General features: G+C 50.8%; 10 protein-coding genes and 1 tRNA gene. 1 reads left to right on the top strand and 10 read right to left on the bottom strand.

Going from position 1 to position 15459, the window contains the following annotated elements:
- Positions 1-334: 334 nt before the first annotated feature.
- Positions 335-577: an HPr family phosphocarrier protein gene (locus DWY89_RS10065; RefSeq protein ID WP_107000009.1), complete on the bottom strand. Its 243-nt coding sequence runs from the start codon at positions 575-577 to the stop codon at positions 335-337.
- A 493-nt stretch (positions 578-1070) separates the two neighbouring features.
- Here DWY89_RS10065 and DWY89_RS10070 point away from each other — a divergent pair.
- Positions 1071-1141: transfer RNA gene (locus DWY89_RS10070), tRNA-Trp, on the top strand.
- A 251-nt stretch (positions 1142-1392) separates the two neighbouring features.
- Here DWY89_RS10070 and radA read toward each other — a convergent pair.
- From radA to DWY89_RS10115, 9 genes are all read right to left on the bottom strand, one after another.
- Positions 1393-2796: a DNA repair protein RadA gene (radA, locus tag DWY89_RS10075; RefSeq protein WP_118524666.1), complete on the bottom strand. Its 1404-nt coding sequence runs from the start codon at positions 2794-2796 to the stop codon at positions 1393-1395.
- A 161-nt stretch (positions 2797-2957) separates the two neighbouring features.
- On the bottom strand, positions 2958-3371 hold the full coding sequence (locus DWY89_RS10080; RefSeq protein WP_022359635.1) for a hypothetical protein: 414 nt from the start codon (positions 3369-3371) through the stop codon (positions 2958-2960).
- A gap of 124 nt (positions 3372-3495) precedes the next feature.
- A complete protein-coding gene (locus tag DWY89_RS10085) occupies positions 3496-5943 on the bottom strand; it encodes an ATP-dependent Clp protease ATP-binding subunit (protein ID WP_118468725.1) in 2448 nt (815 codons plus the stop codon).
- Between the two features lie 28 nt (positions 5944-5971).
- Positions 5972-7006: an ATP--guanido phosphotransferase gene (locus DWY89_RS10090; RefSeq protein ID WP_118523707.1), complete on the bottom strand. Its 1035-nt coding sequence runs from the start codon at positions 7004-7006 to the stop codon at positions 5972-5974.
- Complete coding sequence (locus DWY89_RS10095) at positions 6990-7556, bottom strand: UvrB/UvrC motif-containing protein (RefSeq protein WP_107000012.1); 567 nt, start codon at positions 7554-7556, stop codon at positions 6990-6992. Before DWY89_RS10095 ends, DWY89_RS10090 begins: the two co-directional genes overlap by 17 nt.
- A 73-nt stretch (positions 7557-7629) precedes the next feature.
- Positions 7630-8004, bottom strand: a complete 375-nt coding sequence (locus DWY89_RS10100) for a GntR family transcriptional regulator (protein ID WP_022359631.1) — start codon at positions 8002-8004, stop codon at positions 7630-7632.
- Between the two features lie 359 nt (positions 8005-8363).
- Complete coding sequence (locus DWY89_RS10105; protein ID WP_118523708.1) at positions 8364-10745, bottom strand: cadherin-like beta sandwich domain-containing protein; 2382 nt, start codon at positions 10743-10745, stop codon at positions 8364-8366.
- A 124-nt stretch (positions 10746-10869) separates the two neighbouring features.
- Positions 10870-13404, bottom strand: coding sequence for an SH3 domain-containing protein (locus DWY89_RS10110; protein WP_118524659.1), 2535 nt, complete (start codon positions 13402-13404; stop codon positions 10870-10872).
- 372 nt (positions 13405-13776) lie between these two features.
- A complete protein-coding gene (locus DWY89_RS10115) occupies positions 13777-15270 on the bottom strand; it encodes an oxaloacetate decarboxylase subunit alpha (RefSeq protein WP_022358437.1) in 1494 nt (497 codons plus the stop codon).
- Positions 15271-15459 lie beyond the last annotated feature (189 nt).

Consider the following 15459-nt stretch of genomic DNA (forward strand, 5'->3'; position numbering starts at 1 on the left):
TACATGTACTCTCGGAATCTTTCTGTGCTTGATTTTGTGAAATGATTTTTTGTCAGTTGTGCCCAAATTTCTGAGGCGTACGCGGTGCGTACGTTGATGAAATTCGGGTGCGGCTGGCGGAAAATCAGCCACAAAAGCACGTGCAGAAAGACTCCGAGAGTACATATATATGTCTATCAAAAAGACTGCAGACACCATCTTCTCTCCGGCACCCGCAGTCTTTCTTTATTTTCGTACTATCAACTTTTCTTTCATCATGCCGATTCGAGCCATACATATCCTTCCAAAATATCTATGATATCTATGTTCCACTTGAACCAGCCTTCCAGCCCTTTTATGCCGCTGTCACATTGTCCGCTTCCATCGTGTCAAGGAACGCCTCATACTCTGCATCCTCGCCCGTGTACTCAACGGTCAGAATCTGTGTCAGATCCAAACTCATAACTCCCAGAATCGACTTGGCGTCAATGACAACACGGTTATAAAAAACATCAATATCAAAATCGCATTTCATAGAAGCATTGACAAATTTCTTTGCATCTTCTATCGTTTTCAGCATAATTTTTCTCTGTTTCATAATAAACAACTCCTTTTTCCTGAATGTACCAACAGAATTTTTCCCTCCGTTTTTTAGGCACATTTAAAACCATAAAGATTTATTCAGTGTTTATAGCATGATTTTTGTCGAATGTCAATTTGATTTCTTTTATACCGCATATTTTTAATACATGATTTTTACCAAAAAAGCAGCGTGTTTCTTGGTAAAATATTCCGACGTCTAGAACTATCGTCGTATTCATTTCATGATATATTGTCATTATTTATATACATCAAATGGTTTAGCGGATTATTTTTGGGCAGTTGAACTAAATATTCATTGTGATTTTCCACCCAGCATGAGCACACAAATTCTCTTTTACCAAATTATCCTGATCTCTAGTTTCCATATAAAATGATGAATGATACTTAATAAATGGAAAAAAATATATTAAATCAAAAAAAATGAAAAATTATAAAAAAATTGTTGACTTTTCGTTATGGCTATGATATCATAACTGAGTCAGCAGCGAAGGGGAATAGTTCAATGGCAGAGCAACGGTCTCCAAAACCGTTAATGGGGGTTCGAATCCCTCTTCCCCTGCTTCTAAAGGCGTCAGTGATTCAGAGATGAGTCATTGGCGTTTTTTGTTTTTTTAAACATTCAAGTCGAACGTCCATGAGACTTGGCGCGTGATTCTGGTCAGAGAAGCTGACATATTCCTATCAGAATCACTGCGCATCCTCGCGGAGCGTTTATCTCAGTCGGAGACCTAACTCCCACTGAGACAAATTTGCTGTTACTCACATTACGCTAATATTATTTTTCTTAAATTTTCCCAAAATCCAAGCAACCTACAGCAGCCCAATCGCCTCCCGCACATTTGCCACCCCTTCCAGCCGGATATCCGACCTTGGTTTCAATTTACTGACATTGACCATCGGAAGAATGCACCTTGTAAATCCCATCTTGACTGCCTCATGGACTCTCTGCTCTGCCATTGAGACGGCGCGCACCTCTCCGGAGAGTCCGACCTCGCCAAATACGATCGTTTTCTCATCCAGCGGACGGTCTTTATAGCTGGAAATCAGCGCCATCACGATCGCAAGGTCAAGCGCCGGCTCGTTCATCTTCATGCCGCCTGCAATGTTGACATAGGCATCGTACCCGGACAGGGCATAACGGCATCGTTTTTCCAACACTGCCATGAGCAGGTTCACACGGTTGTAATCGACGCCCGCTGCCGTCCGCCGCGGCAGTCCGAAATTCGTCTTTGACACCAGCGCCTGCACTTCCAGAAGAATCGGGCGGGTTCCCTCCATCGAGCAGGCAGTCACCGCACCGGATGCCTCCGCCGGGCGCCCTTCCAGCATAAATTCGGATGGATTCGGCACCTCCGCCAGTCCTTCCTCCCGCATCTCAAACACGCCGATCTCATTGGTCGAACCGAAACGGTTCTTCACTCCCCGCAGAATCCGGTAGGACGCATGGCGATCGCCCTCAAAATATAGCACTGTATCGACCATATGTTCCAGCATACGCGGTCCCGCCACAACACCCTCTTTCGTCACATGACCGACGATAAAGACTGTCACACCCAGTCCTTTTGCGAGCTGCATCAGGACGCCGGTGCACTCTCTTACCTGGCTGACACTGCCCGGTGCAGAACCTGCCGCCTCGATAAACATGGTCTGGATCGAGTCGATCACGACCACATCCGGGCGTACCTCCCGGATCACCTCCGCAATCGTATCCAGGTTCGTCTCACTCAAGAACGAAAGTGGTCCGCGCACCGTCCCGATCCGGCTTGCCCGCAGTTTGATCTGTTTTAATGACTCCTCGCCGGAGACGTATAAAACCTTTTGTTCCTGTCCTGCCAGGTTCCGGCAGACCTGCAGAAGCAGGGTTGATTTTCCGATTCCCGGATCTCCGCCGACCAGCACCAGGGAGCCACGCACCACGCCGCTTCCAAGCACCCTGTCAAGTTCTGCAAATCCGGTTCTCGTCCGATCCGTATCGGAAAGCTCAATTTCATCTAAGCTGACTGGCTTTGCCTGCGCGCCAACCCGTTTCCCCGGTGCCGCCGTCAGCGAAGCCGCTACCGCATACCGCCCTGCTGCCGTACCGGATGATGCCGGTGCGGACGGCGCTTCCACCATCGTATTCCACGCCTTGCACGCCGGGCACTGCCCCATCCATTTGGAAGATTCATAACCGCATTCCCTGCAGAAAAATCCCGTTGATTTTGCCTTTGCCATTCTGATTCCTTTCCAAACACTTCTTCTCATATTTCTTATTACACAAAAAGCTGCTGCATGGCGGAAACCGGCTTCCGGCGCACACGCCCGCCATTCCTGCCATGCAGCAACTTTCATCTCACTCATTGTAACTTGTACGTAACGCTTTGTTTTTCTTTTCCTTATCTGGCTTCAATCCGGATTGCGGTTGCCTTGCCCGGGTTCAGCTCCACGCTCAGTACCAGTTTGCCGCTGACGTTGGTCTTCATGCCACCGACCGATACGCCGTCTACATATACCTCATACTCACGCTCATCCTCTAACTGAATGGTAATCTGAGCATCCTTCTCGCCCTCAACCGAAAACTGTACGGAAGTATCTCCCGCCTGGAAATGATTGACTGCCGTGCCCGGTACCGACTCATATACGAACATTCCGTTGCGCTCCAGCTTGGTAATCTCGCCGAATGTTTTTACCTTATAAAGATCGCCCTGAAATTCAAAATCCTGCAGCTTGGACTTTGCTGCTAACATATAATTGCCAAAACTGATGGTTCCGTCATCCTCGATGCGGATTAACTCGCTAACTACTGGCATAATGCTTTATCCTCCTAGTATCCTTTTAATCAATATCGCAACTGCTCCGCACTTACACAGTTACTCAGTAGTATCATTTTAACACACTTCGACCGGGTTTACCAGTCTTTTCGCTTCCAGCCCTTTAGACCGTCTCAAATTTCAGCTGATCGCCATCTTTTTCAATCCGAACCTCTGTTTTTTTCCGGATCGTGCCTTCCAGGATCTTCTCAGAAAGCTGATCCTCGATCTGCGTCTGGATCGTCCGGCGCAACGGTCTTGCACCATATTTGGAATCATATCCCTTGTCTGCCAGAAAATCGATCGCATCATCTGTGATCGTGAGCGTCATTCCAAGCTGATCCTCCGTCCTTTTCTTGATGCCGCGCAGCAGAATGCCCGCGATCGTCTTGATATTCTCCTTCGTCAGAGGATGGAATACTAAAATCTCATCGATTCGGTTTAAAAACTCTGGCTTAAACATCCGGCGCACTTCCTCCATCACGCGTTCTTTCATAAACGCATAATCCGCTTTCTCACCGCTCTCCGACGAGAATCCAAGCCGCTTCGGGGAAATAATATTTTCAGCGCCCGCATTGGAGGTCATAATCAGAATCGTGTTCTTGAAATCCACCTTCCGTCCCTGTGCGTCCGTAATGTGCCCGTCATCGAGGATCTGCAGCAGAATGTTAAATACATCCGGATGCGCTTTTTCAATCTCATCAAAGAGAATAACCGAATATGGATTGCGACGCACCTTCTCGCTGAGCTGTCCGCCCTCCTCGTAGCCAACATATCCTGGCGGCGAACCGATCATCTTGGAAACGCTGTGTTTCTCCATGTACTCCGACATATCAACGCGGATCATCGCATTTTCCGTGCCAAACATCGCCTCCGAGAGTGCCTTGGAAAGCTCTGTTTTTCCGACACCCGTCGGCCCCAGGAACAGAAACGAACCGATTGGCCGCTTCGGATCCTTGAGTCCCACACGACCACGGCGGATCGCACGCGCCACGGCGGATACAGCTTCCTCCTGTCCGACCACGCGCTCATGCAGAATGGACTCCAGTTTCAACAGCCGCTCTGACTCTTCTTCTGCCAGCTTGCGAACCGGGATCTTCGTCCAGTCAGAAACAATGTCCGCAATCTCATTTTCACCGACCACTAACTTGCGTGAATTTTTCTCTTTTTCCCATTTTTCACGAATCTTTTCAATCTTTTCCTGCTTTTTCTGCTGCTTCTTCTTGATCTCACCGGCTTTCTCATAGGCTTCAGCCTTGATCGCCTCTTCCTTCTGGCCTTCGAGTTTTTTGATCTCCGCTTCGAGCTTTTTGATCTCCTCCGGCTCCGTATATACAGTCAGACGCAGCTTCGAGGATGCTTCATCGATCAGATCGATCGCTTTGTCCGGCAGGAAACGGTCATTGATATATCGGGCAGACAGGCGCACCGCTGCCACCAGTGCCTCATCCTGGATCGTCACCTTGTGATGTTCCTCATAGCGGCTGCGAAGCCCCTTCAAAATCTCGATGGATTCCGCCTCCGTCGGCTCATCCACCATAACCGGCTGAAACCGGCGTTCCAAGGCCGCATCTTTTTCGATGTATTTGCGGTATTCTTCCAGCGTCGTCGCACCAATGAGCTGAATCTCGCCTCTCGCCAGCGACGGTTTCAGGATATTGGAGGCATCGATCGCGCCCTCCGCGCCGCCTGCGCCGATGATCGTGTGAATCTCGTCAATAAACAAGAGCACATTTCCACTCTCCCGCACCTCGGCAAGTACCTTCTTAATCCGCTCTTCGAACTCACCGCGGTACTTGGATCCTGCGACCATGCCGGACAAATCGAGGCTGACAACCCGCTTTTTCGCGATCGTCTCCGGTACATTGCCGGAAACAATGAACTGCGCCAGACCTTCCACAACCGCCGTTTTTCCGACGCCTGGTTCCCCGATCAGGCACGGATTATTCTTCGTCCGGCGGCTTAAAATCTGAATAACACGTTTCATTTCCCGTTCCCTGCCGATGACTGGATCGAGCTTTCCGTCCCGCGCCATCTGAGTCAGATCCCGGCTGAAATTGTCCAGATTCGGTGTATTGCCTTTCTCCGGGCGCACCCGTCCTGCTGCCGCATCTTCCGCCGCCTCGGACGGCGCATCATCGCCCATAGCCCCCATCAGATCCACATATAATTTCTGAATATTAACATTCATTGTATTGAGTAAACGGCACGCAGTTGATTTTCCATCCTTGATGATGGCAATCAGGATGTGCTCCGTTCCAATCAGAGGCGCTTTGAAAAAAACCGCCTCATCATAACTCGCCTGCAGCACGGCGCGCGCCCCCGGCGTATATTCAATCTGTCCCTCTACCTGAGTCGCCACTGCCGGGCTTATCAGACGCTCCATCAGTTCCATGACACGCTCTTCTGTCACATCATGTTCTGCCAGAACCGCTGCCGCCACGCCAGTTCCCTCTTTTATCAGTCCTAAAAGCAGATGCTCCGTCCCCACATAGCCGTGTTCCAGCTCCTGCGCTGTCTCGACTGCCAGACGGATCGCTTCTCTGGCTTTCTGAGTAAAACGATCGATCATTTTACTGTTCCTCCTGTTTCTTTTTACTTTACACCAGCTTCGGCAGTTCCTCACGCAGATACCGCGCCCGCTCTGCCTCCAATTCCTCACGTCCCAGCGGCTTGCTCGAACGTTTCTGTAAGTTTGCCGGCTGGATGCCGATCATCAGGCGGTAAATGCTCACAAATTCTGCCGGTTTTAACAGCCCGTCCGCGATGCCCGCCCAGACATGAGATAGAAATGTCATCGCTTCCTTGAGCGTCATCCGGCGCGCATATTTCAGAACGCCGTAGGACTTGTACGCCTCGTCCTCCCGCTCCAGGCGGTGCCTCGACAGAGAAACCTCGCGGAACTGATTTTCCTGCGCCGAGAGCTGCCCCGCCACGTTGACTACCAGCTCCAGAATCTCTTGTTCGGTGATTCCGAGTGTCTTCTGATTGACTACCTCGTACAGATCGCCATAGTTTTCATTGCCTCTGCCATAAACGCCGCGCACGGTCGTGCCGAAACGTCCCATATCGCCCAGAAGTTCCTGAAATTTCTTATTCATTGTCAGAGACGGCAGATGCACGACCACGGACGCCTTCATTGCTGTTCCGACATTCGTCGGATAGGACGTCAGATACCCATATTTCTCATTAAATGCATACGGAATCTTCTCGTTGATATAATCATCCAGCGCATCCGCTTTTGCATAACATTCTTGCAGATCGAGTCCCGATGCCAGCACCTGTAAACGGATATGATCGTCCGCATTTAATACCATGCTGACCCGCTCATCCTCCGAACAGAGGATCCCGCCCGGCGTCGTCTTCTCCGCCAGCGTGCGGTTTAAAAGCCGCCGTTCCCGCAATGCGGTGCGGTCAAGCTTCTCCATCAATTCCAGATCTTCATATTCATAAAACTGACCGTCCCGGTCACCCAGATCGCGAAAATTCTGTTTTAAACGGGCAATCATCGTCCGCGCCTCATCCGGCTCCAGACGGCTCGGAAATTTATATTCCTCCCAGTTCCGAGACAGACGCACCCGGCTGGAAACGATATTGGACGCATCATTCGCCACTTCCTCAAACCATTTCGTCATGTCTCATCTCTCCTTCCAGACTGTGTATCTTATCCCGGCAGGCAGCAGCCGTCTCATAGTCTTCTTCCTGCAACGCCGCTTCCAGCCTGCGTTTCAGCTGCTTAATCTGCTCTTCCGGGCTGAATTCCAGTTCTCCTTTCTTCGTCACCTCTGCAGCCGCCTGACTGCGCGGCTGGATCTTCGGATGTTTGCCGGTATGGCTCGAATTTTCCTGCAATTTCTTAATTTTCTCTCCAAGCAGCGGATCAAACACATGATAACAGTCCGCGCATCCGAAACGGCTGTTCTTGATAAATTCTTCATACGTCGTGCCGCAGGTCGGGCATACCACATCCTCTTTCGGTGCCTGGCTGGCAGACGCATCCGTCAGTCCCAAAAGGCTCGAAAGCAGTTTTCCAAGCGGAAATTCTCCCTCAATCAGTGCCGAGTACGGTCCCAGATCCATCTCCTTCGCGCACTGGGCGCAGAGATTATGCTCTGTCTTGACGCCGTTAAACACTTCTGTATATTTAATATTCGCTTCGCGAATCCCACATTTCTCACACAGCATAATTTATCCTCCCAACATACACATCCCGCAACGGTTCCAATACACAAAAACCATCGCCCGCAGCCGGAACCTGCTATTCCGCTGTAAATGCGTCATAAATGGAATCCACCAGATTGTGAACCTCCTCGCGGCTCACATTTTTACAGACACCTCTTGCCAGAATCACACTGAGATCCCGGCGCATCTCCGAGATCGTCCGCATCTTATCCGTGTCAAGTGCAATCACTGCCCCGCGGCGGCGGTCCACACGCAGAAAGCCTTCCTGTTTCAGTACAGAATATGCCTTGTTGACCGTGTGCATGTTAATTCCGATGTTATCCGCTAACTGGCGCACGGATGGCAGCGTATCGCCCTCCCGGATCTGGTCGGTCGCAATCCCGATGATGATCTGGTTTATGAGCTGAATATAAAGCGCTTCCTCACTGTTAAAATCAATCTCTACAATCATACTCCACCATCTTTCATTCTGACGGCAGACCCCGTTTCTAAATACAGTCAGCCGCCTGTTTTATCATTTGTTATATAGATTGTATAACAAACAGGTGTTTTCGTCAACTGTAAAACTGTGTTAATTGTGTGAACTTGTTACTGTTCACGGATAGGCACTTTTGGAACTGAAAGTGCCGTAAGAAAACGTGGTGGCAGCAGGAATTTGCCGTATTTAAATGCGAAGCCACGGCAAATTCCGTTACTGGGCACGTATGCGTGAACAGTAACGTGAACTTGTTACAAAAAAATCGATATAAAAGAAAAGACAGATACCCGCCAGAAATCTCCTGGACAGATATCCATCTTTTCCTCTTTTATTTACTGCGGATCGTCGATATACTCAAATCCATCCTCATCACGCCGATCCCGCTCTAACCGGGCTTTTGCCTCGCGGGCGCGTCTGGATCGCTCTGATTCCGACTCATATCTCGTTGGGCGATCACCGTATTCCTCCCGTTCCAGCGTGTAGTAAAGCTCCGAGCGGGATGCCGGGCGCACATAAATCGCCGGGCGCGCATTCCGGCGTTCTCCCGATGCTGCAGACTCTTTCGCCGCACGATGCGCCGATGCAGGCGTGTAATCGCGCTGCAGGCGGCTTTCTTTTGCTGAAACGGCACGTTCCCGTTCTGTGCGTCGGCTTTCTGCCACTGCCTGGCGTTCCCGCTCTGCGCGGCTTCCGTCTGCCGAAGTTCTGCGCGGACGCTCTGAATGGCTTTCCTCTGCCGCATCTCTGCGGGTGCGCTGCAGACGTTCTTCTTCTGATGCCTCTCTGCGGACACAAGCCGGACTGCTTTCTTCTGGCATTTCTCTACGAACGCGTTCGGAACGATTTTCGCTTCCTGCTTCCCGGCGGCGTCTTTCCTCCGGCATCCGTTTTGCGCGGTCTGCCGATGCTGCCTCCATACTCCGCTCTCGGCGAACAGGCTGGGACGCGCGCTCATCTTCCCTTGTCCGGCGGACCGGCTGCATCTCGCGCTCCTCTTCCCGCTCCCGGCGAACCGGTCTTGTCTCCAGCGTCTCTTGGGTTCGGCGCGCACTCCGACGCCCTTCCTCCATCCGCTCTGCGGACGGGCGGCGTCTGTCATCCGCTGCCATGCGCTCCTTCTCACTCCGCGCTGCCGGTCTTGCCGGCATCATTTCCCCATCTTCTCTCTTGTCGCGCCCAGTGCCTCGTTTCACCCGTGCGTCTGCCGCCGGTCGTGCATTCGGCGATGACGGACGACGCTTGGACCTCTGTCTGCCTCCGGCTGCCTGCGCTTCCTCTCTCCACTCTTTCCGCTTGAGCAGAAGATTGATCACGATAAAGAACAAGATTACACACGCTACGCCCAGAACCGCAAGCATGACAAAGCGGATATTATAATCCCTGCAAAGTGCGTTGTACTTATCTACAATCTCTTCCACTTGTGCATCATCGTATTTAGTTGCCAGAGACGGGTCTTCAAAATACCGCTGGAAGGTCTTTTCTGCAATATCATACCGATACAGCGACTTCTCGCCGCTCTCATTCATACCATATACGACACAATACTTCTGCTGTTCATCGCTCTTCCACACCCAGCCCTGCACTTTATACGTGCCGTTTAACTGAATGGTCGTCTCCATAAATCCATCCGGAATCTGAACCGACTCATCCGGTGGAAGCACCAGAATCGACTTTGCTGTCACATCGATCGTCACATACGGCGATAACACACCGGATTCCGGTATATAAATATAAAATGCACCATTTCCATCGGCACCCTGCAAATACAAAAGCGTCAGGTCATTGCCATTTCCACACTGGACCTCTGAACCGCCATAAGTACAGGTAGACTGCGTATATCCTTCCGGAAGCAGGGAGGCATCAAATTCCGTCGCCACCGTATAGGAAACGCCGTCTATTTCCACATCCAGCCCGTTTTTCACAACCGGCGTTGTCCCAACTGCCTCTGTTTCAGCCCCTGTCTCCGCCTCTGACGGCACATCGACCGTATCGAGCTTATTGACTGTGATCGTGTAGCTCTTAGTTGTCTGTCCATCCTCCGCCGTCACCTTGCAGACAACGGTATTAGCACCTACCTTTAAGCCGGAATCACCGCTGACAAGGACTTTCGCCTTGCTGTCCTTCGCACTCGCGCTGACCGCCAGCTTATCGACGCTGGCTCCTACCTGCGCCGTATAGGAAGTCACATTTGGCGAAAATGCAGGGGAAAGTGTTCCTGGAGAAATCTTCAAGGACGAAAGCGCCGCTTCCGCCGAGGAGGTTGCCGGTGCTTTTACTTTGACGCTCGCCGTCCCCGTTTTAGAAACTGTGACTGCCTGTGCATCTGAGTCATAGACTTCATAACTTCCCACAGAGATCGAAGTATTTCCCGCCTGCACTGCCTTGAATTTCAGCGTATAGGAAAATGCCTTCGTCGAATTGGAATCCATCGTTCCAACTAGGCGGACGGAACCTGCACCGCCGCTTGCGTTATTTCCGCTCACAAACTCAATGACCGACGGATCATAGGAAAGTACCACGTCGGATGCCCCTAGATTTCCATCCTGAGAGGAGATCTTCACATTGACGCTGAACTCCTGACCCACCGTCGCACTCGGATCGGAAAATGAAATTTTTGCGCTGGATGCATAGACGCTGATCCCGCCAACCGGCGCCGCCACCGTCAGCATACCTGCCGCAAGTATACCTAATATGATATTTTTAAACCTTTTCATTCAACTGCCCTGTCCTATATTCTTTATTGGTAACGGTCCCATATCTGCACCGTTCCCTTTCTTTACAAATTTTCACGTACCCGCTGCCATCTCTCAAGACCAGCCGCAGGTACGTGAAATATCCCTACAGTCCCAGAATCTTCTTCTGCATCAGAAGAATATCCAAAATATCTACTTTTCCATTTCCATTTAGGTCGGCGCGCGCGATTTCCTCCGCTCTTAACTTTCCAAGTCCCAGTATCGACCGCTGTGCCAGCAGGATATCCATGATGTTCAGCTTACCGTCGCCGTTGACATCCCCGCGCACCGACGATGCCGCATGCGTTCCCGATGTGGACTGGGATGGTGCCGCCGCGCTGGTCGGCGACTGGCTCCCCTGCGGACTGCCGGCGCTCCCGACAGACTCCCCATTTGGCGCAATCAGGGTTCCGGAACTGCCGCTCCCAAATCCATTCACATTCGATCCCGGTGCAGACTGCCCGGAAGGAGAGCTTCCTGAACTGCTTCCCGAAGAGGTCGGACCGACAATCTGCACATCCGAACCGCCGGAGGAAGAATTTCCTGAACTGCTTCCTGAAGACATGCCCGGTCCCGTCGCCGGACCGCTAGAGCTGCTTCCAGAGGAAACGCCGCTTCCAATCGAGCTTGAGTAGGTCGGACCGCCTGACTGGCGCACTACGTGAAGGACGTAATTTCGCAGATTTCCATTTGCCGCTTTGACCGTCACGGTGATCTCATTGACACCGCTCTGCAGATCGACCGTTCCCGTTCCGGCAATCGTTGCCTTGGAATCAATCGCGCTCGCTGCTACCGTCACGCTTGCCACCGACGGATCCACGATCAGATCGTAGGACTCTGTATCTCGGTTAAAGGTCGGTGTCAGTGCAAATCCATCGACACCCAGCGCCGACAGCTTGTTGTTCGGGCTGCCGTCCAGCGTCGGTTTGACGCAGGCGCCCGCCGGCATATTTTTATACACCGGAATCGAGAACTCAAGTGTTGTATTTGCCAATGCCGTGATCTTCGAAAGCGTCAGTCCTTCGGCAGCTGCCGCCTGCACATTCGTCATGTACTGGTGTTTATAAAGGTTGCTGCCCTGCACATTAAATTTCTTTAAGTACAGCGTATCCTGTCCTTTTTTTACATAATTCTCGCCGTAATAAACCGAACCGCCACGGATCGATTTCTCGATGCTGTTCCACGGGCGCAGATAGGTTCCCGACTGGGATGCCCACCAGAGTCCGCGTTCTACCGCACTCATCGAGCCGGACTGATATGCCTCTATATTAAAGAAGTTATAATAACCCTGATAGCCGGACACCGTTCCGGAAATACTGCGTCCGGTTCCCTGGCTGCCCTGTTCCTGCAGAATCATCGATGCCAGAATATATGGATTGACTCCCGATTCGGATGCCGCATTCATGATGATATCTACATAGGAAGTGCCGATTGCAGACTGCTGCGCCACTCCCGTGGAAGTTCCCGAACTGCTGGAAGTGCCACTTCCCGGTGCACTTGTTCTTCCGCTGCTGGTTGAACCAGAAGTTGTTCCAGTTGTGCTGCTTCCCGGTGCGCTTGTACTGCCACTGGTGGTTCCAGCCGTGCTGCTGGTTGTCCCCGATGACTTATTCGATGTGCCGCTGCTGACCGGCGCCGTCTCCCCGTCTGCATTGTTGGAAGAAAATCCATCTCCCGCCATGCCCGGTCCATTGGTCGCTGCCACCCGCTCCGTCTTATGATCGCTGATCGAAGCAATCGGAGACGACAGACCGGCGCTGCTTCCGCTCGAACCTGACGAACTTCCCGGTCCCGTCGCTGAACCGGAAGAAGAGCTTCCTGAACTACTTCCCGTACCGGCCGATACCGACGAGCCGCCCGACACCGTGCCGGAAAGGAAGGTTCCGCTCACCATGTTCTGCAGCCCCGTCTTCGTGTGAAGCGAACTGTCATACGACTGTTTCATGAACTGGTAAATATATTTATCATTTAAGAAATTCCGCGGATCCATATAATAGGCGATAATATCCGAAGACGCCTGTACCCAGGAGCTTCCGTCAAAACCCGGCCAGGTTCCGGTTCCCCAGTCATACGCACCTGTCTCGGTCGATTTCCAGGACGAAATGCTGCTGCTCGCAACCAGGTTCCGCCCGATCACGCTTTCATTTTTCAACGCTGTGTTCCAATCCAGATTTGTCTGGAACGCCGTGAACGTCCAATTCGGATATTGTGCATGCAATTCCCGGAGCCCCTGTTTATAGCTCTCCGAAAATCCCTGCTTTGTCAGATAGCTTTCAAAATCCGAATCCGATTTGATCGCAGTCGGAAACTTTATGTATTTGCTCGAAACATAACCCGTCTGCTCACCGCCGCTTCCGCTATATCGTATCTGATACCATACGACGCCATCCGTTCCCGTCTGCTCACCAAGTACTGTAACTGGTGCGCCCTTGGACAGCTTCGCTAGTGCCTGATACGAAGTGCCCGGACCACTCCGGACATTCAGGTTTGTCGCATTGACCGACGCGGTTCTCTCTTCCGCATAGCTGACGATCCCCAGCAAAGACTCTGCTGCAGTACCTGCCAGCCCTGGGTTGACCGCCATCACAGCACCCAGCAGAAACGCCGCCGCCCGTTTCCCCAATAACTTCCATTTTTTCATCCGTCTATCTCCTCATTCTGCTGCGTTTTCTGCAATTCATCCCCCGCAACGGAATTCTTATTCTGTCTGCCGCCGTATTTCCAGACAGCCGCTCGACTGTTTTCCATCTTTTTCACGTTTTTACAATCGTATCTATTATAATGAAAAAAGACCATATGTGTCAACCTTACCGAAAAAACTTCGCAAAATTTGGGGCCTTTGCGCGAAATTGTAAGATTTCCTTAATTTTTAGAAGCAGTATAAGTTGGCTTTGAAATGTTTTCCGGATATATGATTTTTGAATGCATAGTAGCATAAAAAGGAGTGCCAACCCGGTACACTCTACCGATTCTGGCACTCCTTTTGGCTCAAAATCCTTAAATTCTTTTTAGCTTAGATCTGGTAAGACTCGCTTTTTCTTCCAGCCCAGGTATTGATGCCGTTTCCATCCATCTCCTCAGTGGACACCGGTGCTTTCTTTACTTCCGGTGCAGCCGCTTTCAGGATCTCACGTTTCTCAACCGGCGGTTTCTTTGCCGGACGGGACTCGAAGAACTCTTTTGCCACCTGTGGGAACAGTGCATAAGTCAGGACATCCTCATCCTGCTGCTTCCACTGCTTCATCTCCGCCTCAATCTTCTCAAGCTGCGGCTCGATCAGATCTGCCGGACGACAGGTAATCGGTTTTGCATCGCCGATTGCTTTCTTCTGAACTTCTTTGTCGAACGGCTTTACAGTCTGTCCGAACTCGCCCATCAGAAGTTTCTTGGATTCCTTTGTGAACATCTTGTAGCGCTCGCCCATCAGGACATTTAATACAGCCTGCGTACCAACGATCTGGGAAGACGGAGTAACTAACGGCGGCTCACCGAAGTCTTTGCGGACTCTCGGGATCTCTTTCAGAACATCGTAGTATTTATCCTCTGCGCGCGCTTCTTTCAGCTGGGAAACCAGGTTGGAAAGCATACCGCCCGGGACCTGATAACGCAGGGTATTGATGTCAACGCCCAGAACCTTGGTATTCATCAGACCACTCTTTAACGCTTCCTCACGCATCGGGCGGAAGTAATCTGCGATCTCCGCCAGTTTTTCCTGATCCAGTCCGGTATCATACGGAGTACCTTTGAAGGTCTCAACCATAACCTCGGTCGCCGGCTGGCTCGTTCCCATCGAGAACGGAGACATCGCGGTATCGATCATGTCAGCGCCCGCTTCCACTGCCTTTAGGTACGTCATGGATGCAACGCCGGAGGTGTAATGCGTATGGATATCAATCGGAAGATCAACTGCTTCTTTCAGTGCTTTCACAAGGATCTCTGCATTGTACGGGGTCAGAAGACCTGCCATATCCTTGATACACAGAGAATCAGCGCCCATATCCTCGATTCTCTTTGCAATGTCTTTCCAATAATCCAGTGTATATGCATCACCCAGTGTATAGCTCAGCGCTATCTGTGCGTGTGCTTTTTCTTTGTTGGCTGCCTTTACCGCTGTCTCCAGGTTGCGGATATCATTTAAACAGTCAAAAATACGGATAATATCAATACCATTGGCAACTGATTTCTGTACGAAATATTCTACCACATCATCTGCATAGTGGTTATAACCCAGAATATTCTGTCCGCGAAACAGCATCTGAAGTTTTGTCTTCTTAAAACCATCTCTCAGCTTTCTAAGGCGCTCCCACGGATCTTCCTTCAGGAAACGAAGGCTGGCATCGAATGTCGCACCGCCCCAGCATTCTACTGCATGATATCCAACCTCATCCATCTTTCCGATGATCGGAAGCATCTGCTCCGTTGTCATTCTGGTTGCAATCAGAGACTGGTGCGCGTCACGAAGGACAGTTTCCACGATCTTAACCGGCTTTTTCTTTTCATTTGCCATTCTAAAGATACCTCCCAATACACTTTTATTATGAGTCAACTATCTGCGACCTGGCTGATTAAATAATTCACAGCCATATTTTTATCTATTATACCACAAGTTTCTCGGTTTCTGGATAGTTTTTTTAATATAATTTCATAAGTAAATTCTATATCGTGGAAATGTGGGTTGTGATTTTTACTGATGTCA

Source organism: Clostridium sp. AF27-5AA (assembly GCF_003478415.1).
GTDB lineage: Bacteria > Bacillota > Clostridia > Lachnospirales > Lachnospiraceae > Otoolea > Otoolea fessa.

Coding starts and splice junctions, on each gene's coding strand:
- DWY89_RS10110 (WP_118524659.1), bottom strand. CDS start 13,404: ATGAAAAAATGGAAGTTATTGGGGAAACGGGCGGCGGCGTTTCTGCTG.
- DWY89_RS10115 (WP_022358437.1), bottom strand. CDS start 15,270: ATGGCAAATGAAAAGAAAAAGCCGGTTAAGATCGTGGAAACTGTCCTT.
- DWY89_RS10095 (WP_107000012.1), bottom strand. CDS start 7,556: ATGCTGTGTGAGAAATGTGGGATTCGCGAAGCGAATATTAAATATACA.
- DWY89_RS10090 (WP_118523707.1), bottom strand. CDS start 7,006: ATGACGAAATGGTTTGAGGAAGTGGCGAATGATGCGTCCAATATCGTT.
- radA (WP_118524666.1), bottom strand. CDS start 2,796: ATGGCAAAGGCAAAATCAACGGGATTTTTCTGCAGGGAATGCGGTTAT.
- DWY89_RS10100 (WP_022359631.1), bottom strand. CDS start 8,004: ATGATTGTAGAGATTGATTTTAACAGTGAGGAAGCGCTTTATATTCAG.
- DWY89_RS10085 (WP_118468725.1), bottom strand. CDS start 5,943: ATGATCGATCGTTTTACTCAGAAAGCCAGAGAAGCGATCCGTCTGGCA.
- DWY89_RS10105 (WP_118523708.1), bottom strand. CDS start 10,745: ATGAAAAGGTTTAAAAATATCATATTAGGTATACTTGCGGCAGGTATG.
- DWY89_RS10065 (WP_107000009.1), bottom strand. CDS start 577: ATGAAACAGAGAAAAATTATGCTGAAAACGATAGAAGATGCAAAGAAA.
- DWY89_RS10080 (WP_022359635.1), bottom strand. CDS start 3,371: ATGCCAGTAGTTAGCGAGTTAATCCGCATCGAGGATGACGGAACCATC.